The 23,187-nt window shown below is 70.0% G+C and carries 19 protein-coding genes and 2 pseudogenes; 13 read left to right on the forward strand and 8 right to left on the reverse strand.

The window, feature by feature from the left end:
* The first annotated feature begins 27 nt into the window (after window positions 1-27).
* Window positions 28-1,251 carry a bifunctional glycosyltransferase family 2/GtrA family protein gene (locus ABTZ94_RS05675; RefSeq protein ID WP_351197824.1) on the forward strand — a complete coding sequence of 408 codons (1,224 nt, stop codon included), beginning with the start codon at window positions 28-30 and terminating at the stop codon, window positions 1,249-1,251.
* Window positions 1,248-2,528, forward strand: coding sequence for a glycosyltransferase family 39 protein (locus ABTZ94_RS05680; protein ID WP_351197826.1), 1,281 nt, complete (start codon window positions 1,248-1,250; stop codon window positions 2,526-2,528). Before ABTZ94_RS05675 ends, ABTZ94_RS05680 begins: the two co-directional genes overlap by 4 nt.
* A 42-nt stretch (window positions 2,529-2,570) precedes the next feature.
* Here ABTZ94_RS05680 and ABTZ94_RS05685 read toward each other — a convergent pair whose 3' ends face one another.
* From ABTZ94_RS05685 to ABTZ94_RS05695, 3 genes are read right to left on the reverse strand one after another with little or no spacing between them, the layout of a single operon-like run.
* Window positions 2,571-2,981, reverse strand: a complete 411-nt coding sequence (locus ABTZ94_RS05685) for a RidA family protein (protein ID WP_351197828.1) — start codon at window positions 2,979-2,981, stop codon at window positions 2,571-2,573.
* A 6-nt stretch (window positions 2,982-2,987) separates the two neighbouring features.
* Entirely contained in the window at window positions 2,988-3,746 is a 759-nt protein-coding gene (locus tag ABTZ94_RS05690; protein WP_351197830.1) for an IclR family transcriptional regulator, read from the reverse strand.
* A complete protein-coding gene (locus ABTZ94_RS05695) occupies window positions 3,743-4,822 on the reverse strand; it encodes a sugar kinase (protein WP_351197832.1) in 1,080 nt (359 codons plus the stop codon). The genes ABTZ94_RS05690 and ABTZ94_RS05695 overlap by 4 nt, the downstream gene beginning before the upstream one ends.
* A 125-nt stretch (window positions 4,823-4,947) precedes the next feature.
* On the opposite strand from ABTZ94_RS05695, the gene ABTZ94_RS05700 reads away from it, so the two are divergent.
* Window positions 4,948-6,321: an alanine racemase gene (locus tag ABTZ94_RS05700; protein WP_351197834.1), complete on the forward strand. Its 1,374-nt coding sequence runs from the start codon at window positions 4,948-4,950 to the stop codon at window positions 6,319-6,321.
* Window positions 6,322-6,382: 61 nt separating this feature from the next.
* A complete protein-coding gene (locus ABTZ94_RS05705) occupies window positions 6,383-8,020 on the forward strand; it encodes an N-acyl-D-amino-acid deacylase family protein (protein WP_351197836.1) in 1,638 nt (545 codons plus the stop codon).
* Here the strand turns inward: ABTZ94_RS05705 and ABTZ94_RS05710 are convergent.
* Window positions 8,015-8,866 (reverse strand): siderophore-interacting protein, encoded by an 852-nt coding sequence (locus tag ABTZ94_RS05710; RefSeq protein ID WP_351197838.1) that lies wholly within the window; start codon window positions 8,864-8,866, stop codon window positions 8,015-8,017. The genes ABTZ94_RS05705 and ABTZ94_RS05710 overlap by 6 nt on opposite strands.
* 84 nt (window positions 8,867-8,950) lie before the next feature.
* On the opposite strand from ABTZ94_RS05710, the gene ABTZ94_RS05715 reads away from it, so the two are divergent.
* Window positions 8,951-9,772 (forward strand): TetR/AcrR family transcriptional regulator C-terminal domain-containing protein, encoded by an 822-nt coding sequence (locus ABTZ94_RS05715; protein WP_351197840.1) that lies wholly within the window; start codon window positions 8,951-8,953, stop codon window positions 9,770-9,772.
* A 63-nt stretch (window positions 9,773-9,835) separates the two neighbouring features.
* Here ABTZ94_RS05715 and ABTZ94_RS05720 read toward each other — a convergent pair whose 3' ends face one another.
* From ABTZ94_RS05720 to ABTZ94_RS05730, 3 genes and pseudogenes are all read right to left on the reverse strand, one after another.
* Window positions 9,836-10,696: a S1 family peptidase gene (locus ABTZ94_RS05720; protein WP_351197842.1), complete on the reverse strand. Its 861-nt coding sequence runs from the start codon at window positions 10,694-10,696 to the stop codon at window positions 9,836-9,838.
* 173 nt (window positions 10,697-10,869) lie between these two features.
* The gene (locus ABTZ94_RS05725) at window positions 10,870-11,736 is read right to left on the reverse strand and encodes an AraC family transcriptional regulator (protein WP_351197844.1); all 867 of its coding nucleotides are present in this window, start codon (window positions 11,734-11,736) and stop codon (window positions 10,870-10,872) included.
* A 98-nt stretch (window positions 11,737-11,834) separates the two neighbouring features.
* Window positions 11,835-11,960, reverse strand: a pseudogene (locus ABTZ94_RS05730) (DUF3626 domain-containing protein); the annotation flags it as partial.
* A 207-nt stretch (window positions 11,961-12,167) separates the two neighbouring features.
* Between ABTZ94_RS05730 and ABTZ94_RS05735 the strand changes: the two are divergent.
* The 8 genes and pseudogenes from ABTZ94_RS05735 to ABTZ94_RS05770 all read left to right on the forward strand — a co-directional run bounded on the left by ABTZ94_RS05735 (window position 12,168) and on the right by ABTZ94_RS05770 (window position 21,073).
* Window positions 12,168-12,965, forward strand: coding sequence for a DUF5707 domain-containing protein (locus ABTZ94_RS05735; RefSeq protein ID WP_351197846.1), 798 nt, complete (start codon window positions 12,168-12,170; stop codon window positions 12,963-12,965).
* Window positions 12,966-13,365: 400 nt separating this feature from the next.
* The gene (locus tag ABTZ94_RS05740; RefSeq protein ID WP_351197848.1) at window positions 13,366-14,034 is read left to right on the forward strand and encodes a macro domain-containing protein; all 669 of its coding nucleotides are present in this window, start codon (window positions 13,366-13,368) and stop codon (window positions 14,032-14,034) included.
* A gap of 124 nt (window positions 14,035-14,158) precedes the next feature.
* The gene (locus tag ABTZ94_RS05745) at window positions 14,159-15,823 is read left to right on the forward strand and encodes an ADP-ribosyltransferase domain-containing protein (protein WP_351197850.1); all 1,665 of its coding nucleotides are present in this window, start codon (window positions 14,159-14,161) and stop codon (window positions 15,821-15,823) included.
* Window positions 15,824-16,246: 423 nt separating this feature from the next.
* Window positions 16,247-17,953, forward strand: a complete 1,707-nt coding sequence (locus tag ABTZ94_RS05750) for a sensor histidine kinase (RefSeq protein ID WP_351197851.1) — start codon at window positions 16,247-16,249, stop codon at window positions 17,951-17,953.
* A 74-nt stretch (window positions 17,954-18,027) separates the two neighbouring features.
* A complete protein-coding gene (locus tag ABTZ94_RS05755; RefSeq protein WP_351197853.1) occupies window positions 18,028-18,696 on the forward strand; it encodes a response regulator in 669 nt (222 codons plus the stop codon).
* A gap of 180 nt (window positions 18,697-18,876) precedes the next feature.
* Window positions 18,877-19,122 (forward strand): annotated as a pseudogene (locus tag ABTZ94_RS05760) (imine reductase family protein); the annotation flags it as partial.
* Between the two features lie 242 nt (window positions 19,123-19,364).
* Window positions 19,365-20,576 carry a pyridoxal phosphate-dependent aminotransferase gene (locus ABTZ94_RS05765; protein ID WP_351197855.1) on the forward strand — a complete coding sequence of 404 codons (1,212 nt, stop codon included), beginning with the start codon at window positions 19,365-19,367 and terminating at the stop codon, window positions 20,574-20,576.
* A gap of 98 nt (window positions 20,577-20,674) precedes the next feature.
* On the forward strand, window positions 20,675-21,073 hold the full coding sequence (locus ABTZ94_RS05770; protein ID WP_351197857.1) for an SCO4983 family protein: 399 nt from the start codon (window positions 20,675-20,677) through the stop codon (window positions 21,071-21,073).
* Window positions 21,074-21,339: 266 nt separating this feature from the next.
* On the opposite strand, the gene ABTZ94_RS05775 is transcribed toward ABTZ94_RS05770, so the two are convergent.
* Window positions 21,340-23,175 carry a phosphoenolpyruvate carboxykinase (GTP) gene (locus ABTZ94_RS05775; RefSeq protein ID WP_351197859.1) on the reverse strand — a complete coding sequence of 612 codons (1,836 nt, stop codon included), beginning with the start codon at window positions 23,173-23,175 and terminating at the stop codon, window positions 21,340-21,342.
* Window positions 23,176-23,187 lie beyond the last annotated feature (12 nt).

Consider the following 23,187-nt stretch of genomic DNA (forward strand, 5'->3'; position numbering starts at 1 on the left):
CGTACCAGGCCACAAAAAGGACAAAACATGAGAACCCAAGGGTCACTTGCCCTGAAGGACCTGAGCCGACTACCGCACCGCACACCGGTGACGACGCATCATCCGGAGCCCGTCCTGGACGTGGTCGTCCCCGTGTTCAATGAGGAGAAAGACTTGGAGCCGAGCGTGCGGCGGCTCCACGCACACCTGCGCGAGACCTTCCCCTATCCGTTCCGTATCACCATCGCCGACAACGCCAGCACGGACAGCACCCCGCAAATCGCCGCTCGGCTGGCAGACGAACTGCCCGAAGCACAGTGGCTCCGGCTGGCCGAGAAGGGGCGCGGCCGGGCGCTGCGTACCGCCTGGTCGCTCTCGTCGGCCCCCGTACTCGCGTACATGGACGTGGACCTGTCCACGGAACTGACGGCGTTGCTGCCGCTCGTGGCCCCACTGCTCTCCGGCCACTCCGATATCGCCATCGGCACCCGCCTGGCCCCCGGTTCCCGGGTGGTGCGCGGCCCCAAGCGAGAGATCACCTCTCGTTGCTACAACGCCCTCCTGCGCTCCGTCCTCGCCGTGGGCTTCTCCGACGCGCAGTGCGGATTCAAGGCGGTGCGGCGTGATGTGGCCGAGCGACTGCTCCCCCTCATACAGGACTCGGAGTGGTTCTTCGACACCGAACTGCTGGTGATCGCCGAGCGTGCCGGGCTGCGCATCCATGAGGTGCCGGTCGACTGGGTGGACGATCCCGACACCCGGGTCGACATCCTCCCCACGGCACTGGCCGACCTGCGCGGCATCGCCAGGATCGGCAAGGCACTGGCGCGGAACACGCTGCTGCCGGGCGGGTCGCTGCGCGACGGCGGCGCCGACGCACCGGGCAGGCTCGTCACCCAGCTCGTGTGCTTCGCCGCCGTAGGAGCCGTCAGCACCCTCGCATACCTGCTCCTCTACGCGGCGCTGCGCCCGGTGGCCGGATCCCAGGCCGCCAACGCACTCGCGCTGCTGGTCTGCGCCGTCGCCAACACGGCCGTGAACAGGCGGCTCACCTTCGGCCTCCGTGGCCGCGGCGGTGTGCTGCGCCACCAGGGCAGGGGCCTGGTCGTCCTCCTGATCGGCCTGGCGCTCACCGGCGGATCGCTCGCCGCCCTGCATCACGCGGTGCCCTCGGCCGGGCAGGCCATCGAACTCGCCGTACTCCTCGCCGCCAACCTGGCCGCGACGCTGCTGCGGTTCCTCTTCTTCCGGGTATGGGTGTTCCGCGCATGATCAAGGCCACCGCCCGTACGATCGCGACCGGCACCCTGAGCTGGAACGCGAGGCTGTCGCAGCAGCCGGCCACCACGAGCCCCGACCGCCGGCGCCGGCTGCGCCGCACAGCCGAGCACTACGGCCCCGTACTGGCCGTCTACGGCACGCTCAAGTTCATCGGCTTCGCCTCCTTCATGTGGCTGCTGCACTCCGCCGGGGACTACCGCACGAAGCACCCGCGCTTCGGCGGCGGCGCCCACCCGTGGGACGTCCTGGCCAGCTGGGACGGCTGGTGGTACCAGCAGATCGCCGAGCACGGGTACGACCCTCAGCTGATCCCGATCCCCGGCGCCACTGGCCCGATCACCCTCGAAGGGAACTCGGCGGCGTTCTTCCCGCTCTACCCGGCGCTGATGCGGCTGGTCTCCGAGCTCACCGGCCTCGGCTCGTACGGCGCCGGCCTGCTGGTCTCCGTCGTCGCCTCCTTGGCCGCCGCCCTGGGCATCTACGCCATCACCGAACGCCTCGGCGGCAGACGGGCCGGGCTGGCCGCGGCCGGACTCTGGGCCGTCTGGCCCGGTTCCGGCGCGGAGTGGGCGGTCTACTCCGACTCCCTCTACGTGGCCCTGGCCGTCTGGGCCTGCCATGCCGTCCTGAGCCGCCGCTGGCTCACCGCCGGTCTCCTCACCTGCGCGGCAGGGCTCAACCGGCCCACCGCCGGGGCGCTGATCGCCGCCGTCACCGTCGCGGCCCTGCTCGCGCTCCACCGTCGCCGGGACGGCATCCTGCGTCCGGTGGCCGCGATGGCCGTCGCCCCGCTCGGCCTCCTCACCTATATCGGCTGGGTGGGTCACCAAATGGGCGACTACGGCGGCTACTTCAAACTTCAGTCCGATGCCTGGGCCCACGAGTGGGACTACGGCCGGCACACCCTCAAGGTCCTCACATCCGTCCCGGTGGGCCACTCCGACTACCTCTCCGCCTGGCCCTTCGCGGACCTGATCGGCGTCGGTGTCGTCCTGCTCTCGCTCGCACTGCTCTCGCTGCTGATCCGGCTGCGTCCCCCGGCCGTCCTGATGGTCTACACCGTCCTCACCCTTGTCCTCATCCTGGGCAGCCAGCAGATATTCGCCAACGTCTCCCGCTATCTGCTCCCCCTCTTCCCGCTTTTCCTCCCGCTCGCCCTCGCCCTGCGCCGCCTCAGCCTGACCCACCAGCTCATGCTCCTCGGCGTCGCGGCCCTGGCTTCCGGCTCGTACGCGGGCTACGCCCTTTTCGAACTCGGCGTCCCGTGACCGACGGACCCAGGAACGGCTGCGGGAAGTGGATCAGCTGGTTCAGCCGAGGACCGCGAGCGCGTCGATCTCGATGAGCAGGCCCTTGGGGAGGCCGACGTAGACCGTCGTGCGGGCGGCGGGGGCCGCCTTGAGGTTCTGCTCGCCGAAGTAGGTGTTGTAGATCTCGTTCATCTCGGCGAAGTGGTCGACGTCCGTGAGGTAGACGCGCATCATCATCACGTCGTCCCAGCTCGCGCCGCCCTCCTCCAGGATCGCCTTGACGTTGGCGAAGGTCTGGAGGGTCTGCTCGCGCAGCGTCGGACCGGCCGGGGTCGGGGCCTGGCCCTCAACGGTGGGGAGGAAGCCGACCTGGCCGGCGACCTGGAGGATGTTCCCCTTCTTCACCCCGTGCGAGAACTTCGCGGGCGGCGTGGTGTGGGTGCTCGGGGTGAGGGCGATCTTCTCGGTCATGGCTGTTCAGGCTTTCTTGGGTTGGTTGGTGCCGGAGTACTCCCGGCTGATGGTGTCGGCGGTGCGGCGCACCAGGGGGAGCAGGGTGAGGAGTTCCTCGGCCGTGACGACGACATTGGGTGCGGAGACCGACATCGCTGCGACGATCCGCCCGTCCGCACCCCGGATGGGGGCGCCGATGCAGTTGATGGACTCCTCGTGGCCGCCGAGGTCGGTGGCCCAGCCCTGTTCGCGGACGACGGCGAGCTCCTTGAGGAAGGCACCGGCGTTCGGGGTCGAACGGGACGTGTACATGGGGTAGTCGAGCTTCTCGGCGATGGCGCGCCGCTCGGGCTCGGTGAGATCGGCGAGGAGCAGCTTCGCCACGGCGGCGACGGTGATCGCGACGGGCTTCCCGATCCGCGAGTACATCCGGACCGGGTAGCGGCTCTCGACCTTGTCGATGTAGAGGACCTCGTGCTCCTCGTACACCGCGAGATGCACGGTGTGGCCGCAGCTCTCGTTGAGTGCGACGAGGTGGGGATGGGCGATCTCCCGTACGTCGAGGTTCTCGACGGCCTCCTGCGCGAGCGCGAAGAGCCGGGCGCCGAGGCGGTAGCGCTGGTCCTGCTGGCGGTAGACGAGTCCGTGCTCGTGGAGCGTACGGAGCAGGCGCAGCGCGGTGGACTTGTGGACGCCGAGCCGCTCGGCGACCTGGCCGAGGTCGGCGGGACCCTGCGCGAGCAGCGGCAGGATGCTCAGCGCCCGGTCAACGGTCTGACTCATGTCGTACGTACCTCCTGGTCGTCCCCCGTCCACCCGGGGCCGAGACGAAGTCTCCCCCAGGCCTCGTCGTCCAGTGCGGCAAGGCGGTCGGCGTGAGCGCGGGCCGGAGGGTCGGTGAGGTCGCCGGGGACGGTGAGGACGGCGGCGGCCATGAGGTGGCCGTGCCGGACGCGGTCGCGCATAGGGAGGTCGCGAAGGGTGGCGGAGAGGAAGCCGGCGGCGAAGGCGTCACCGGCGCCGACGGGGGCGACGACGTCGACCCGGAGGGCGGGGACGGCGGTGACACTTTCAGCCCCTTGGGCGGTCGAGGAACGGGGCCGGGGGCGAAGCCCCGAAAACACCGTCGCCCCGTCGGACCCGCGTTTGACGACCAGCACCTCCGGCTCCGGCAGCGCCGCGCGAATCGCCTCCGCGCCCTTCACCCCCCACGCCTCCTGCGCCTCGTCCTCGCCGACGAAGACCAGGTCGCAGCGGCGGGCCAGGCGCAGGAGCACCTCGGGCGCCGCGTCGGTGTGGCGCCACAGGCCCGGCCGGTGGTTGACGTCGAAGGAGATCAGCGGGCGACCGGCCCGGGGTGCGGTCAGGTCGTGGAGCAGGGCCAGGCAGTCGGCGGAGAGCGCCGCCGTGATGCCGGACAGGTGCAGGACACGGCCCGCGAACAGCGCCTCGTGGGGGACGTTGTCCGGGGACATCGCGGAGGCGGCGGACCCGGCCCGGTAGTACGCGACCTCGTGCACGTCGGTGGCCCGGTCCGTCGCCGTACGGAAGTAGATCCCGGTGGGCCGCGCCGGATCGCGCTGCACGGCGCGGGTGTCGACCCCGTAGCCGGCGATCGCCTCGACGAGATGGTCGCCGAACCCGTCCGTCCCGACCCTGCTGACCCAGGCCGCCCGGTGCCCGGCGGCGGCGAGCGCGCAGGCGACATTGGACTCGGCGCCGCCGATGCCGCGGCCGAAGGAAGGTACGTCGGCGAGTCGTCCGGGCTGCGACGGCAGGAACGTCACCATCGACTCGCCGAGGCACACGACGTCGGCGGCCGTGACGGCGTCGGCGGTCCTGGCCGGGGTTCCGGACACTCGGGGCTCCTCGCGGGGTCGGCGGGTTCGGTTCGGGGCAGTGGTTCTCCGGGCGGGGCGGCGCCGGCTCGCACCATTGACCCGGCGTCGGCTCGGATGTTAGACAGCCTTAAGCGATACGCGCAATGGCTGTTGCATATATTGCAACGACTACTCAGATCGAGGAGGCCCCCTTGGCCGCCGACCGTCCCGACCGCCTTGACCGCCCCGACCACCCCGACGACCCCGTGGCGGGACTCGCCGACGAGCCGGTCGACCACCGCTTCAAGGCGCTCCCGCCCGACGCGCAGGGGCTGACCGTCGGCGCCCTCGCCGCCGAGCGACGCAATCTCTTCACGGGCGGCTTCACCACCCCGGTGCTCGCCCTGTCCGCCGAGTCGGTCGAGCACAATCTGGCCCTTCTGGAGACGTACGCGGAGCGCCACGGGCTCGCCTTCGCCCCGCACGGCAAGACCTCCATGTCCCCGCAGCTCTTCGCCCGCCAGCTGGAGTACGGCGCCTGGGGCATCACCGCGGCAGTGCCGCACCAGGCGCGGGTCTACCGCGCGTACGGAATCCGGCGGATCTTCCTCGCCAACGAGCTCGTCGACGCGGCGGCCCTGCGCTGGATCGCCGGCGAGCTGGACGCCGACCCGGACTTCCGCTTCATCTGCTACGTCGACTCGGAGCGCGGCGTGGAGCTGATGGACGAGGCGCTGCGGACTGCGGGCGCCACCCGCCCCGTCGATGTCGTCGTCGAGCTGGGCGCGGGCGAGGGTGCGCGTACCGGTGTCCGGACCGAGGCCGAGTGCGCGGCGGTCGCCGACGCCGTGGCCGCGACGGGGACCCTGCGTCTGGTGGGCGTGGCGGGTTACGAGGGCGAGGTGCCGGACGCGTCCGGCGAGCGGGTACGGGAGTGGCTGCGCCGGCTCGTCGCGCTGGCCGTCGCCTTCGACCGCGCGGGCCGGTTCGCGGCGCTCGCGGACGGCGAGCGGATCGTGATCAGTGCGGGCGGCAGTGCGTGGTTCGACGCGGTGGCGGACGTGCTGGCGGAGATTCCGGAACTCTCCGCTCCGGTGCTGAAGCTGCTGCGCTCGGGGGCGTACGTCTCGCACGACGACGGCCACTACCGCCACCTCACCCCGTTCAACCGCGTCCCGGACGAGGGGGCACTGCAGCCCGCCTTCCGGCTGTGGGCGCAGGTCGTGTCGCGCCCGTCCGCCGAGCAGGCGTTCCTCAACGCGGGCAAGCGGGATGCGGCGTACGACCTCGACCTCCCCGAGGCGCAGGTCGTACGGTCCGGCCGCGACGGCACGGTCCGGCCCGCGACGGGTGTCTCGGTGAGCGGCCTGTCGGACCAGCACGCGTGGGTACGTACGGAGCCGGGCGCGGAGCTGGAAGTGGGTGACTGGGTGGGGATGGGCCTGTCGCACCCGTGCACCAGCTTCGACAAGTGGCAGCTGATTCCGCTGGTGGAGGCGGATGGCACGGTCACGGACTACATCCGCACCTTCTTCTGATCCCCACGGGGTTGTTCTTCGCCCCCTCGGGCGGAGAACAACCCCCCAAAGGCGGGCCACCATGGACCTGGTCATCCGCAACGCGTACGTCATCGACGGCACCGGCGCCCCCGGTCACCGCGCCGACGTGGGCATCGGCGACGGCCGGATCGCCGAGATCCACCCCGAGCACGCACCCGGGCCGCGCCCCACCGCCCGCCGCGTCCTCGACGCCGACGGGCTCGCCCTCTCCCCCGGCTTCGTCGACATGCACGCGCACAGCGATCTCGCACTGCTCCGCGACCCGGACCACGGCGCCAAGGCCGCGCAGGGGGTCACGCTCGAAGTCCTCGGCCAGGACGGCCTGTCGTACGCCCCGGTCGACGACCGCACGCTCACCGAGGTCCGCCGCGCCATCACCGGCTGGAACGGCGGTGCGCCCGAGGACACGAGCATCGACTTCGACTGGCGCACGGTCGGCGAGTACCTGGACCGCCTGGACCGCAACTTCGACGGCCGGGGCATCGCGGTCAACGCCGCCTACCTCATCCCTCAGGGCACGGTCCGGATGTACGCGATGGGCTGGGAGGACCGACCGGCCACCGACGCCGAGCTGACCCGGATGAAGGAACTCGTCGCCCAGGGCATGGCGGACGGCGCGGTCGGTATGTCCTCCGGCCTCACGTACACCCCCGGCATGTACGCGAACGACGCCGAACTCACCGAACTGTGCCGGGTGGTGGCCGGGTACGGCGGCTACTACTGCCCGCACCACCGCTCGTACGGGGCGGGTGCGCTCGGCGCGTACGAGGAGATGGTCCAGCTCACCAGGAACGCGGGCTGCGCCCTCCATCTCGCCCACGCCACCATGAACTTCGGCGTGAACAAGGGCAAGGCGCCGGACCTCCTCGCCCTGCTCGACGACGCTCTCGACGCGGGGGCGGACATCTCCCTCGACACCTACCCGTACACGCCCGGCTGCACGACCCTCGTCGCGATGCTGCCGAGCTGGGCGAGCGAGGGCGGACCCGAGTCGGTCCTCACCCGCCTCGCGGACGACGCGACGGCGGAGCGGATCCGCCACCACATGGAGGTGCTGGGCTCGGACGGCTGCCACGGCGTGCCGATCGAGTGGGACACGATCGAGATCTCGGGCGTGAGCGTGCCCTCCCTCGCCGGGCATGTCGGCCGCACGGTGGCCGAGTCCGCCCGCCTGCGCGGCGAGGCCCCCTGGGTGACCGCCCGCCGGCTGCTCATCGAGGACCGGCTCGGCTCCACGATCCTCCAGCACGTGGGCCACGAGGAGAACATCCAGCAGATCATGCGCCACCGCGTGCACACCGGCGGCAGCGACGGCATCCTCCAGGGCGACAAGCCGCACCCGCGCACATACGGCACGTTCCCGCAGTATCTCGGCCGGTACGTACGGGAGTTGGGCATCCTGTCACTGGAGGAGTGCGTCGCCCACCTCACCTCCCGCCCGGCGAAGCGGCTGCGCCTGACCGACCGGGGACACATACGCGAGGGCTACCGCGCGGACCTGGTCCTCTTCGACCCGGCGACGGTGGCGGCGGGTTCGACGTTCGAGGAGCCGCGTACGCTGCCGGCCGGCATCCCGCATGTGCTGATCGACGGCCGCTTCGTCATCGAGGACGGCCGCCGGACCCAGGTACTGGCCGGCCGGGCAGTACGGGGAGCGGGACACGCCCATGGCCTATGAGGCTTCCGGGCCCCGGGCCGCATGCTCCTTCGCCCAGGCCAGATCCTCCTCGGTCGGGGCGTCGTCCTGGGTGAGGCTGGTACGCCAGTAGCCGCTGAACTCCACGGCGGCCCTGGGCAGTCCGCGCTCCTCGACCAGGTGTCGGCGCAGGGCCCGCACCGCCCCGGCCTCACCGGCCAGCCACGCGGCACCGGTCCCGGCGGGCAGCTCGGCGCCCCTCACCGCGTCCGTCAATGTCCCACCCCGGTCCCGGTGCACCCAGTGGACGGTCACCTCGCCGGGCGAGTCGAGCACCCGCTCCTCCGCCTCGTCGGCGACCTCTGCGTACACCACCGCCCGCGCCCCGGCCGGGAGGGATTCCAGGAGCGTCCCGATCGCCGGGAGCGCCGTCTCGTCGCCGGCCAGCAGCAGCCAGTCCGCTGCGGGCAGCGGCCGGGCGTACATCGACGACGGGCCGACCATGCCGAGGACGTCCCCGGGGCGCGCGTCCCGGCCCCAGCGGGCGGCGGGGCCGTCGTCGCCGTGGAGCACGAAGTCGACGACCATCAGGCCGAGCCGGCGGTCGTACGCGCGAACCGTGAAGCTTCGCATCAGCGGACGTTCGGACTCGGGGATCGCGAGGTACGCCTCGTACCACCGCATGCCGTACGTGTCGTCGGCGTCCGGCTCCGGCAGCCGGGGCACCTCCTGCCCCTCCCTCGGGAAGCAGAGCTTCATCTGCTGGTCGGGCCGGTCCTCCATGAGCTCCGGCAGCGCGTCCCCGGCGAAGGTGACGCGCGCCGTCCGCGGAGTGATCCGCTCCACGCCCGCGACCCGTACGTACGACACGGACAACGCCTGCCCCATCGCGGCACCCACTCTCTGCGGCTGATACTTTATGCCATAAGGAATTGCCTCGACGAAGGTACTTTACGGCGTAAGGAGTCGCAAGTGGTGGTCTTTGCCGGACAGGGCGACGCCCGCCGTTCGATGTCCCTGCTGTGGCGCGCAGAGCAGCCGGAGCAGCCGCGCCGCAGCCCCGGCCCGGGCCCCAGGCCGGGGCTGAGCGTGGACGCGATCGTGACCGCCGCGATCGCCGTCGCCGACGAGGACGGCATGGCCGCGCTCTCGATGCGCGCGGTGGGCGAGCGGCTCGGCCGTACGGCGATGGCGCTCTACACCTACGTCCCCAGCAAGAGCGAGCTGCTGGACCTCATGTATGACGCCGTCCACGCCGAGCTGCCCACCCGGTACGCCGACATCGACAACTGGCGTGCGGGACTGACCGATTGGGCGCGCGACACCCTCGCGTTCCACCTCCGCCACCCCTGGGTGCTCCAGGTCTCCCCGGCCCGCCCGGTCCTCGGCCCGCACGAGTACGCCGGCCTGGACACGCTCGTACGCCTGCTGAACGGAACCGGGCTCGACGCCCCGCTCCTGCGGCGGCTGGTCGGCACGCTGTCCCACTTCGTCCGCGGCTGCGCCGGGACGGTCGCCGAGGCGCGGCAGGCCGCGGCGGTGACGGGCGAGTCGGACGAGGAGTGGTGGTTCGCCCGCTCGGCGCTGCTGGGCGAGGTGGCGCCCGACTTCGCGGTCCGTTATCCGAGCCTGACCGCGATGGAGAGCGAAGGCACCGGGCAGCAGCCGTCCTCCGCACCCGGCGAGGAGGCGATGCCGTACCTGGAGCGCGAGGCGCGGGAGACGTTCACCGTCGGACTCGACGTGCTGCTCGACGGGATCGAGGCGGCGATCCGGCGCACGGGCACGCCATGAGCCCACGAGCGCCGCCGCCGCGACACCCGACCGGGCATCGCGGCGGCGACAAGGCTCACAGACTCACGGCTTGGGCAGAGCGCACCCGGGCCGGTTCAGGTCGAACTTGTTGCCGGTGCCGATGCACGGCACGATGCCGTAGGTCTCCTGGGCGTAGTTGATGCCCTGGCGGACCGTCACATTTCCACTCTCGTCGACCTCGCACGGGTTGTTGTCCGTGCACCGCTGCCCGTCCTCGTTGCCCGTGTTGTTGACGGCGACGACCTTGCCGGTCGCGTTGTCGATCACCGGGGAGCCGGACGTACCGCCGATGGTCTGGCAGGCGGAGGTGTAGCGGACCGAGTCCTTCCAGGTCCACGCCCCCTCCTTGAGGCGGTAGACGAAACCGTCCACGTTGCAGGCGTACGTGCGCTTCCAGTAGCCGGACACGACCGTGATCGCGGTGCCCTGGACCGGGTGCGCGGTATTGAGCTCCAGCGCCTTGATGCCGTAGCTGCTCTCGATCTGGGCGTAGGTACGGGTGAGCTGGTACACCGATATGTCGGTGTCGGTCATCGTTCCGTACGCGATCTTGCTCGCCCGCAGGGTGCCGACTCCGCTGCCCGAGGCATTCAGCAAGGTGAAGCTGCGGGTGGACGGCTGATTGAACACGACCTCGCCCGGTCCCGGGAATCCCGACTCCATGCAGTGCCCGTTGGAGAGCACGAGCGCGGGGTCGGAGGGCTGGGAGTCGGGCGTACGGACGACGGAGCCGGAACAGTTGCTGAGCGCGACGGTCCCGGCGAAGTTGACCGCCTTGGGCTTGATCTGCGCCTTGACCGTGTCGGTGGCTGCCGCGTCGTGGCTGGTGGCCGCGGTCGCGGGTGCGATTCCCGCCCCGAGGAGCAGAACGGTGAACAGCGCGCCGACGAGAGGCTTCTTCATGTGGGGGTCCCCTCCAGTGACCTGCGCAGGGCTCAAGCGACCCCTGCGACCGAAGTTCCTTCGGTTTGACATGCGCATGTTGGCGCACGGCAGGGGCCCCCACAAGGGGCGGTTTCAAGCCACCCGGTCTCGAGCCGCCCGGTCCGAGCCACCCGGTCTCAGGCCGCCTGGTCTCAGGCCGTGGTCCGCTCCACCGGGATCCAAAGCTCCGCTTCGGCCTGCCCCGCGTCCTGCGACACCCGGGTGCGAAGGATCTCGGGACCGGGCCTGCTCCGGTACGGATTGGACGGGAACCACTGGGTGAACACATCCCGCCACAAGTACTGGAGTGCCTGCGGGAAGGGCCCGGAGTTCTCGAAGACGGCCCAGGTGCCCGCCGGAACCACCAGTGCGTCCATGTCCTCGGGCACGGCCTCGCCGGTCACCACGGCGTGGTAGTAGTCGAGTTCGGTCCCCTCCGCCCGGCTGTCGGCGAGGTTGTCGCTCACCGAGACGATTCCCTCCGGTTCCTGGTCGGACAGTTCCGCGATGCGCCGCACCGTCTCCTGTCCGATGCCCCGGATGAATTCGGCGATGGCCGGGTTCACCCCCTCGTGCACGAGCGGAACCCGCGCCTTCTTCCCCACCACACGGAACTCCTCCTTCTCCACGATCCGGTACTGCATGCTGCTGCTCCCTTCGACCACGAGGTGGAAGGACATCCGGGGCTGGGACCGCAGTGCCGCACCGGTCCGTCTGGCCTCGCCGGGGCCGACGCCGTGCACGGCCCGGAACGCCCGCGCGAACGCCTCCCCCGAGGTGTAGCCGTAGCGCACCGCGATCTCCAGCAGCGTCCGCTCCCCCGCCAGCACCTCGGCACCCGCGAGCGTCATCCGCCGGCGCCGGATGTACTCCGACAGCGGCATCCCGGCCAACGCCGAGAACATCCGCCGGAAGTGGTACTCCGACGTCAGCGCGATCCGCGCCGGCTCGGCCACATCGATCCGCTGATCGAGACGGCACTCGATGTGCTCCATGGCCTGATTCAGCCGCTCCAGCACCCCGGACTCCTTTCCTTACGAGCACTCACGTTAGGAGGCGCACACCCCGGCGGACCCGACATTCTGTGCCCGGACCGGTCGGGTCCAGTCGGGTCAGGTCAGGTCAGGTGCGATGGTGCGCCGAAACGGGCGAGGCAGTGCCAGACCATCTTGAGCGACTGCGGCTCGTACCGGCCGGTGCGGGCGGCGTCTCCGATGATGCGGGGGTCGAGCCTGCCGTCCTGTAGTCGTGCCGGGTCTGCCCGTCCGGGGCGGGACCGTGCGGTCGCGAGGGCTGGGCCGCGATTCGGTTCGACTGACCGGGCGGGGCGGGGTGTTGGCCGTCTCAAATCGATCTTCGCGAAGATCGCATCTTTGTGTACAACCTTTCACGTTCGCCCCAGGTCTGGTCTGTCGGGTCAGCAGACCCACAGACCAGACTTGGGGAACACATGCGTATTCGTGCCACTGTTGCCGCTGTCTCCGGCGCCCTGGCCCTGTCCGCCCTCACCGTGCCGGCCTCTCAGGCGAGCAGCCCTTCGTTCGCGCTGACGGGGGCGGACGCCGTCCCGGTGATCAGCAAGGTCGTTGTGAACAGTGGCAAGCCGATCGTGCTCGGTACCACCGCCACCGAGAAGGTGGCGGTCTCCGTCACCGCGTCCCACTCCTCGGGCATCGAGGACGCTCTCTCCTACATCTGGAGGGGCCGTGAAAGCAACCCGAACCTGTACGACTTCGGGTTCCACCCGGACGGGGAAACGGCCAAGTGCAAGGCCGCGAACGCCACCACCTCGACCTGCACCCTCACCTTCACGGTCGATCCCGGATACCTGTGGAACACCAACGCCACGGCCTGGCGGGTATACGCCGGCGCATGGGGCAAGGACGGGAACTTCACCGAGAAGGACACGTTCTCCTCGGTCAGGTTCCAGCGGCTGTCGCGGCTGACGGTCAACGCCTCCCCGGAGCCCGTGAAGAAGGGCAGCACCATCGCGGTCACGGGCAAGCTGGACCGGGCCAACTGGGACACCCGTAAGTACGCGGGCTACGCGTCCCAGTCGGTCAAACTCCAGTTCCGGAAGAAGAACAGCAGCACCTACACCACCGTCAAGACGGTGAAGGGCTCAAGCACCGGCACGCTGAAGACCACGGTCAAGGCGGTGGAGGACGGCTACTGGCGCTGGAGCTTCGCCGGTACGACCTCGACCCCCGCGGTCAACGCCACCGGTGACTTCGTCGACGTGAAGTAGTCCCGCAGCGCGCGGTAGCGAGAGAACCGAAGGGCCCGGCAGGCCGGGCCCTTCGTCGTTTCCGCGAGGGGCGTTTCCACCGGGGACGTCCCCGCGATCAGCGAGCCCACCATGCCCGCCGCGAGCAGCAGTGCTGCCCGTAACCTTCTTCTCCGGATCGGGCTGCCAGTCCAGCTCTGGCGCGCCGAGCAGCTCGTGCCCGAGGCGATCGTGCTGCTCGGACTTGCCACTCTGCTCGCACTTGCCTCTCTGCCACTGCACAGCCGCAGCCAACACAAGCAGCCCACCGGAAGATTCTTGCCGGGCTGCAACAGGACGGACAACCCTGTCGAACGGCGCTGTCAGTGGCGCGCGGTAGCTTCGGGATTGTTCGAGATCACGGGGTGAGAGGGGTGAATTCGTGGGTGTCAGGCATGCGTTGAGCGTCGTCCTGGTCGACGTCAACGACGAGGTGGTGACGGCCTGGCGGTCCGCGTTCGCGGACACGCCGGAGGTCGAGATCAGGCGGGGTTCCCTTCTCGATGTGGACGCCGACGCCTGGGTCTCCCCCACCAACGAGCGTGGCCGGATGGACGGTGGGGTCGACGCCGTCGTCAAGCGGTACCTCGGTGCGGGCATCCAGGTGCGGGTGCAGCGGGCGATCCGCGACCGGTTCGGCGGACGGCTGCCGGTGGGCAGCGCGGTGTGCGTCCCGTCCGGGGCGGACGTACCCCGGTACCTGATCTCGACGCCCACCATGCGCCAGTCGTCGCAGAACGTCAGCGACACGATGAACGTGGCCCTGGCCTGCGCGGCCGCCTTCCAGGCGGTGCATCTGCAGAACCGGGCGAAGCCGGGCAGCATCCGGTCGGTGGCCCTCGTCGGGATGGGCGCGCAGACCGGGCAGGTGCCCGCGAAGGTGTGCGCCAACCTGATGTGGACGGGCTACACCCTCTTCCACGACCACGGTTTCGCGGACTACGACGAGTTGCGGGCCGCCGTACTGGGGCAGCTCGACGACATCGAGGGAGCGGGGTCCGCACGGCGGGTCCGGATCAACGTGCCGCAGCGGCCTTCCTTTCGTCACTGACCCGAAGACCTCGCAGGCCGGTGCCGCCCAGGGCGCGGACACCGGCGACGACCCTGCCGCATCTGTTCAGCATGCCGGGGCGCCCGTGGAGGCGTCCGGTTCGAGTATCGGGAGTTCCACCCTCGTGAGTGATGTCGACGTGATGGCCGCGGGCGATGCCGGTTGCCCGGCCGGGGATCCGCTGGGACTGGCCGGCCTGTTCACCGGTGGCGGCGAGCCGTGGCTGCCGCTGCTCGGACCGGTGATCGAGGCGCAGCCGGGAGCCGCCGACTTCATCGGCCCGAAGCGCAGCCCGGAGGTCGTTCCGGTGCGCGAGCTGACGTTCCAGGCGTTGAAGCCGCATCCGCCGGAGAAGTGGAAGGTGGTCGTCTTCGGACAGAACCCCTATCCGCGGGCGGAGAGCGCGACCGGCATCGCGATGTTCGACAACACCTTCAACGACTGGAAGGACAGCCAGTTCGGCCGGGTCGTCAGCATCCGCTGCCTCATCAAGGCGGCCGCGATGTGGAAGTACGGCATCGTCAAGAAGACCCCGATCGCCGATGTCCGCGCCCTGCTGAAGAAGGAGGACACGGTTCAGCCGCCCGAGTGGTTCCAGGCGATGCTCACCCAGGGTGTGCTGCTGCTGAACGCGTCCCTCACGGCGAGCGCGGACGGGGCGATGGCGACCGATCGGCACACGTCGTTCTGGCGCCCCGTGGCCGAGCAGATCGTCGAGGAGATCCTCCGGGCGAAGCAGGACGCGGTGGAGGAGGACGACCGGGGGGTGGTGTTCGCCTGGTGGGGCGCGCACGCCCGGAGTCTGAAGAGGGTCGTCCAGCGGCTGGAGAAGAAGTACCCGGGGGTGCAGGTCCGTCACCTGGACCACGCCAATCCGGCCGCGCAGGGGGATCTGTTCTGCGAGGGCGACCACTTCGCCCAGGTGAACGACGCCCTGGCGGCGGTGGGGGCCGAGCCGGTCGACTGGCTGCCGCGGAAGGGCTGGGACCAGGGGACGGGCGGGGCCGGCGGGCCGGAGGACGGTGGTGTCGCGCAGCGGATGGGGGCGTTCATCGCGTCCACGATGGAGTTGCACCAGCTTTATCTGGAGCGGCTCACCAGCGTCAAGGACGAGGGCCTCGTCCTGCCGCCCGTCACCGGGGTGTTCGAGACGCCGCTGATGGACTTCCGGAAGGCCGTCGAGCCGGTCTCGCGGGTGCTCGCGCACCTGGATCGGCATATCGATCTGTCGAGCCGTTTCGGGGAGACGAAGGCCGCGGAGGCGGCGTCCGCGGGCGCGCTGTCCGGGGAGGCCGTGGGTGCCTTGTCGGCCGACGCGATCTCGGCCCTCTACCTGTACACGTGCGAGTCGGGCTTCTACCGCGAGATCAACTCCGTGCTGCGCTCGTCGGACCGCGAGCGCGTGGTGCCGTACCTGCCGTACCTGCGGTTGCTGTTCTCGGCGATGGAGGCGTTGCCGGCGCAGACGCGGCCGCTGTGGCGTGGTGTGGCGCTGGATCTGCGGTCCCAGTACCCGTTGGGGCGGACGGTGACGTGGTGGGGCGTGTCGTCGTGCACGTCCGAGCTGGGTGTGGCCCGCGCGTTCCTCGGCGGGCGTGGCCGGCGGACGCTGTTCGAGGTGACGCCCGCGCGGGCGGTGGGGATCCGGCGGTTCTCCGCGTTCACGGGTGAGGAGGAGTACATCCTCGCGCCGGGGACGCAGCTGAAGGTGACGGAGGTGAAGGCCGAGCGTGGGGGTCTGTGCACCGTGCGGCTGACCGAGCTGGAGGGGGCCGGCCTGGTGTCGTAACGTCCCCGGGCCGGGCATACGAGCGCCCCGTGGCGGGCCTGAGCCGTGCCGTGGAAGAGGACTGGAAAAGCCGTACCTCGCCTTTCACTCCGACCTGGACGGAGCTCGAAGTGCTGCGCAACGGCTGACCATCTCCCGGAGGTTTTCGGGTCCCGCCCCTGGCTCTGCCCGACGCTGACCAGCCGCCGTACTTCACCACCGCCGGTTCAGCGGCGGCGGCCGGAGGGCCACCTGTTGAACTTTCGTCGTTGGCCGTCGCGACCAATGGCTGACGCTGAGCGGGTTGAGGGGTCTTAACGTAGCCGGGTGACTCGTGTGGAATCTACGGCCCTTAAAGCATCGGCTCGCCAGGCACTGGCGGCGAGGCTGCGTTCGGCGACCCCGCGGCTGGCCACCCCGGGCAGGGCTCTCCTGGCTCCCGGAATGTGGTCTCCCTGGCGCATCGTGGGCGAATCGCTGCTGAGCGTAGCGTTCGGACTGCTGGGAGCAGGTCTCGCGGCCCTGGACAACGGCGGCACCGTACGGATCGCTGCCACCGGGCTGGCGATCGCAGCGCTGTCGCTTTTGCGCCGGACGCTGCCCGCGACCGTGCTGCTGGTGACCGCCGTCGGCTCTGTCCTGTTGAGCGGTCTCGCTCCGCTGGTTCTCGTCGCCGCCTGGTCAGCGGGGCGGCGGATCGACGTGGCCGGCAAGACCGTCCGCATCTTCGCCCTCGCATACATCCTCAACCTCGGCCTGGCAGTCGTGCAGGCGCTGCCTCATCTCTCACTGCCCCGCTTGGTCTTCAGCGTCTTGTGGCCGCTGGTCGCGATCATCGTGCCCGGCCTGGCCGGCCGCTACCGGTCGCAGCACCATATGCTGACCGACACGCTCCGGGAGTACGACGCCCAGCAGCAACGCGAGCGCGCGATGATCGCCGGACAGGCCCGGGCGCGGGAGCGTCAGCGCATTGCGCAGGACATGCACGACAGCCTCGGCCATCAGCTGGTGCTCATCTCGGTGCACGCGGGCGCGCTGGAGGTGGACCGCGAGCTGACCGGACGGCAGCGGGAGGCAGTGGGGGTGCTGCGCGAGGCGTCGGTGGCCGCGATGCACGAGCTGCGCGAGGTGGTACAGGTGATGCGGGACAGCACGGAGGCCCCCCACCAGGACCGCACCACCCCAGGCGTCGCGGCCGCGGCGACGGAGGACACCACGGCGCTGTCGCGCGGGGTGGCGGGCATCGAGGGCCTGGTGGAAACATCCCGGAGCGCGGGCGCGGCCGTGGAGCTGCGGCACTCCGGGGAGCCGCGCCCGCTCCCTCCGACCGCCGATCACGCGGCGTACCGCATAGTCCAGGAGGGCCTGACCAACGCCCACAAGCACGCCCCAGGCGCCCCGATCACCGTCGAGCTGCGGTATGAGCCGGACTCGCTGGTCGTGGAGGTCGCCAACGGACCCGCAACCGGGACGACGAACAACGGCCGGGACGTGGTGAGCGGCGGCCAGGGGCTGACCGGGCTCGGTGAGCGGACCCGGCTCATCGGGGGCATGGCGCACGCGGGCCCGACGGCGGACGGCGGCTTCCGGCTGGCGGGCGTGCTGCCGTACACATCGCCGGAAGGCGGTATCCCGAGCCCCGAGCCCGGCAACGTGGCGACGACGTTCGTCGATCCGACAGGCGCCTTTTGGCAGCAGACCCCGGGGGACTCCTTGGACGAGGGTGGTCCCGTCATGAACGGGAACGGTCTGAAGGAGCTGGCCAAAGCAATGAGCAGGAAGAACAGAAGCGGCATAGCCATCGGCTGCGGGATGGCGGTACTGATCCCTCTGGTACTGGCGATCGCCGCCGTCGGCGTCGGGGGATACGTCCTCCTGAACAAGGCGGAAAAGTCCAGGATCGAGCCGAAGCAGTACGACGCGGTGAAGGTGGGCCAGTCCGAGGCAGAGATCCGCAAGCAGTTGCCCAAGGAGAACCGCTTCCTGACCGACGGCCTGGAAATGGGTGCGCCGCCCGTGCCCAAGGGGGCGAAATGCCTCAGCCTGAGTTCCACGGAGTCCAGCAACAATCCGGACATGGAGCCGGTCTTCCGGTTCTGCTTCAAGGACGGCAAGCTGACCGAGAAGAAGTCCTTCGAGGTGAGGAACTGAGGAGTACCGGGCGCTCGATCAGGGATGATGGCGAGTGACCGCAGGTAGACACTCAAGGACCGCGCAGGAGAGTCATGATCAGGGTTCTCGTCACGGATGACGAGCCGCTCATCCGGGCAGGCGTCAGGATGATTCTCTCCTCCGCCGACGACATCGAAGTCGTCGGCGAGGCGGTGAACGGCCGTGAGGCGGTCGAACTGGCCCGGACCCGCCGCGTGGACGTCATGCTGCTCGACATTCAGATGCCGGTCATGGACGGACTGGCGGCCCTGGCCGAGCTGCACCGGACCGTGCCCGACACGCGGGTGCTGATCCTGACAACCTTCGGGGAACAGCAGAACGTACTGCGCGCCCTGACCGGGGGCAGCGTGGGTTTTCTGCTCAAGGACTCGGCGCCCGCGGAGCTCCTGCGCGCGGTCCGGGCTGCCGCGGCCGGAGACGCGTACCTGTCGCCGGGTGCCACCCGCCGTGTCGTGGACTTGTTGGTGTCCGGCCGGAGCGCCCACCGAGCCGAGCAGGCCCGCCGCCGACTGGAGGCGCTGACCAACCGCGAGCTGGAGGTCCTGGCGCTGCTGGGTGAGGGCCTGTCCAACGCGGACGCCGGTCGGCGGATCCATATGAGCGAGGCGACGGTCAAATCGTATGTGAGCCGGATCCTGGCCAAGCTGGGCTGCGAGAACCGGGTGCAGGCCGCGTTGCTGGCACGAGACGCCGGCCTGGAACCTGACCACACCGCTCGATGACGTTGATGCAGAGCCCGCTGCGGGTGGATCTCAACGGACAGGTCCGAGCCTCACTCGTCGCCTGGCAGACCCTCCCACCGGAACTGACCCGGGCCCACCTGGGGCGTCTGGACAGAGAGGTTCTGCTGTCCGACGGGGGCCAGGTGCGCTACGGCGGTGCCCCCCCTGGCCGGATTTCTCGGCTTGTTCGCCGGGGTCTCGCACGCGTTCGCCCTGATCCGCAAGGAGAACATCGAACCGCCGGCCTTCGCCCCGCAGCTCGCCGACTGGCTCGTCGCCATGACACCCTCCGTGAACGCGGCTGCCGCCCAACTGGCCGACGGGGACTACACACGCGGGGTGGTGTCCAGCCTCGCCATGCAGGTCGCGGGCAACGCCACCCTGCTGCGCACGGCCGAGGAACAGGGGGTCAGTGCCGAACTGCTCCCAGCGCCCCTCACGCCCCGAAATTCGCCGCTCACGTGGCGCATCTCACCCGTCCGTGTCCGTCACGCCCCCATTCCGGCCCATTCCAAGCCCTGCCCCGCCCCCGACCCGGCGTTCCGACGGTTCAGGGGCGGTGGGTGCATGGGTATGGAAGACGGGGCGGGGCGCCGGTATTACCCGGGTGGGGCAACCGGAGGGGGAAGCCCGGGCGGCGCGCGAAACGCGGCCGTAAGCTCCCGGACATGCAGGTCATCCAGTCCACGAAGCTCGCCAATGTCTGTTACGAAATCCGGGGCCCCGTGCTCGAGGAGGCGATGCGGCTGGAAGCAGCCGGTCACCACATCCTCAAGCTGAACACCGGCAACCCTGCCGCGTTCGGGTTCGAGTGCCCGCCCGAGATTCTCGAAGACATACTGCGCAACCTCTCCGGGGCGCACGGTTACGGCGATGCGAAGGGCCTGCTGTCCGCACGGCGGGCGGTGATGCAGCACTACCAGACCAAGGGGATCGACCTCGACGTCGAGGACATCTACCTGGGCAACGGTGTCTCCGAACTGATCCAGATGTCGATGCAGGCGCTGCTCGACGACGGAGACGAGGTCCTCGTACCGGCTCCGGACTATCCCCTGTGGACCGCCTCGGTGTCGCTGGCCGGCGGTACGGCCGTGCACTACCGGTGCGACGAGCAGGCCGACTGGATGCCGGACCTCGCCGACATCGAGCGGAAGATCACCGACCGCACCAAGGCGCTCGTGATCATCAATCCGAACAATCCGACGGGTGCGGTGTACGACGCCGAGATGCTGCGCGGGCTGACGGAGATCGCCCGGCGCCACCATCTGGTCGTCTGCTCCGACGAGATCTACGACCGGATCCTGTACGACGGAGCGACCCACACCCCGACCGCGACGATCGCACCCGATCTGATGGTGCTCACCTTCAACGGGCTCTCCAAGAACTACCGGGTGGCCGGATACCGCTCGGGGTGGATGGCGGTCTGCGGTCCGAAGGCGCATGCCTCCTCGTACATCGAGGGCCTGACGATCCTCGCCAATATGCGGCTCTGCGCCAATATGCCGTCGCAGCACGCCGTGGCCACCGCGCTCAACGGGCGGCAGTCGATCAACGATCTGGTGCTGCCGGGCGGGCGGATCCTGGAGCAACGGGATGTCGCGTACGACCTGCTGACCCGGATTCCGGGCGTGAGCTGCGTGAAGCCGAAGGGGGCGCTGTACCTCTTCCCGCGCCTCGACCCCAAGGTCTACAAGATCAAGGACGACCGGCAGATGGTCCTCGACCTGCTGCGGGCCGAGAAGATCATGGTCGTGCACGGTACCGGGTTCAACTGGCCGGAGCCCGATCACTTCCGTGTCGTGACGCTGCCCTCGACCAAGGATCTGACGGACGCGGTGACCCGGATCGCGCACTTCCTGGACGGATACAGCCAGCCTTAGCGGGCGGCCGGTCCCGGCTCTCCCCCGACATCGATCGCAGATAACTTTAGACTAAATCCAATGTAGGATGGTTCCACAGCAACGCCAGGAGGCCATCCATGTACGAACCGATCCGCACCAAATCGGTCCACACACCGGCCGACCACGCCGACGATTTCCCGCATCGTTCCCGCGAGGAAGAGCTGGACATCCAGCTCGCCGGGCACCTGGCCGCACTTCTCGCGGTCACCGACGAGCTGGACCTCGGCGCGGCGGGCGACCGCATCGCCGAGCAGGTGGCCAGACTGCGCGGCGCGCCGCCCGCCCGGCACGCCCGTCCGACCGATGCACCCGCACTCGCGCTCCACCACCGCGCCCATGCCCTCGCGGGCCGCGCACTGGTGGTGGCCGCGTCCCGCGCCGACACGGCCGTCGCGATCCTCGCGGCCGAGCGCATGGATGCCCACACGGTGGCGATGGCCACCGCCTCCCCGGCGCGACTGGTCGGCGCCCACTGACGGCTCCGGTCCACGGCCGTCGAGGCGCGTGGACCAGGCGTCACCCATCCGTGCGCCGCGGGCGGCACACCGGAGCCGCCCGCTCCCGTTGCGTACAGGGCGGCCCCCGGAACCGTAAGGGGAGACGCTGAACCAACAGCGTCCCGTAAGGGGATTCCGGGGGCCGTACCGCGGCGGGCCGTTGACCCCACAGGTCAGGGCGGATGTCCGGAGACCCGGCCGCGGAGTGTGTGGGGCGCGCACCCACGCGGGGTGCGCCGAGGGCGTCAGCCCAGGCGCTGGACCAGCGCGCGGTACTCGTCCCACAGTTCCTTCGGCGCGTGGTCACCGAAGGTGTTGAGGTGCTCGGGGATCAGCCCCGCCTCCTCGCGCCAGACTTCCTTGTCGACCTTGAGCAGGAAGTCCAGGTCGGAGTCGGAGATGTCCAGGCCGTCGATGTCCAGGGCGCCCTTGGCGGGCAGGACGCCGATCGGCGTCTCGACGCCCTCGGCCCTGCCCTCCAGACGCTCGACGATCCACTTCAGGACGCGGCTGTTCTCGCCGAAGCCCGGCCACACGAACTTGCCCGCGTCGTTCTTGCGGAACCAGTTCACGTAGTAGATCTTCGGCAGCTTGGACTGGTCGGACTTGTCGGCGCCGACCTTGATCCAGTGGTTCATGTAGTCGCCCATGTTGTAGCCGCAGAACGGCAGCATGGCGAACGGGTCGCGGCGCAGCTCGCCGACCTTGCCCTCGGCGGCGGCGGTCTTCTCGGAGGCCACGTTGGCTCCGAGGAAGACACCGTGCTGCCAGTTGAAGGACTCGGTGACCAGCGGTACGGCCGAGGCGCGACGGCCACCGAAGAGGATGGCCGAGATCGGCACACCCTTCGGGTCCTCCCACTCGGGCGCGATGATCGGGCACTGGCCGGCCGGGACGGTGAAGCGGGCGTTGGGGTGGGCGGCGGGCGTCTCGGACGCGGGCGTCCAGTCGTTGCCCTTCCAGTCCGTGAGGTGGGCCGGAACGGTCTCCGTCATGCCCTCCCACCAGACGTCGCCGTCGTCGGTGAGCGCGACGTTGGTGAAGACGGAGTTGCCCCACATGGTCTTCATGGCGTTGGCGTTGGTGTGCTCGCCGGTGCCGGGCGCGACGCCGAAGAAACCGGCCTCGGGGTTGATCGCGTAGAGGCGGCCGTCCTCACCGAACCGCATCCAGGCGATGTCGTCGCCGATGGTCTCGACGGTCCAGCCGGGGATCGTGGGCTCCAGCATGGCGAGGTTGGTCTTGCCGCAGGCGCTCGGGAACGCGGCGGCGATGTACGTCGGGGCGGCGGCCTCGCCCTGCGGCGGCGTGAGCTTCAGGATCAGCATGTGCTCGGCGAGCCAGCCCTCGTCGCGCGCCATGACGGAGGCGATGCGCAGCGCGTAGCACTTCTTGCCGAGCAGGGCGTTGCCGCCGTAGCCGGAGCCGTACGACCAGATCTCGCGGTCCTCGGGGAAGTGCGAGATGTACTTGGTGGAGTTGCACGGCCACGGAACGTCTTCCTGGCCCTCTTCCAGGGGCGCGCCGAGCGTGTGGACGGCCTTGACGAAGAAGCCGTCGGTGCCGAGCTCGTCGAGGACGGCCTGCCCCATGCGCGTCATGGTGCGCATCGAGACGGCGACGTACGCGGAGTCGGTGATCTCGACGCCGATCGCGGAGAGCGGGGAGCCGACGGGGCCCATGCAGAACGGGACGACGTACATCGTGCGGCCGCGCATGGAGCCGCGGAAGACGCCCTGCTCACCCGTGAAGATGGCCCGCATCTCGGCGGGGGCCTTCCAGTGGTTCGTCGGGCCCGCGTCCTCCTCCTTCTCGGAGCAGATGAACGTACGGTCCTCGACGCGGGCGACATCGCTCGGGTCGGACGCGGCGTAGTAGGAGTTCGGGCGCTTGGTCTCGTCCAGCTTCGTGAACGTGCCCTTGGCCACGAGCTCCCCGCACAGGCGCTCGTACTCGGCTTCGGAGCCGTCGCACCAGACCACCTGGTCCGGCTCGGTGATGGCTGCGATCTCGTTCACCCAGGAAACGAGCTCCTGGTGGTTGGTGGGGGCAGTGAGGGGAGCCGCGATGTCGCGCGCCACGATCGCTCCTTG

Origin of the sequence: Streptomyces sp. NPDC002785, from assembly GCF_040295565.1 — a bacterium.
Taxonomy (GTDB): domain Bacteria; phylum Actinomycetota; class Actinomycetes; order Streptomycetales; family Streptomycetaceae; genus Streptomyces.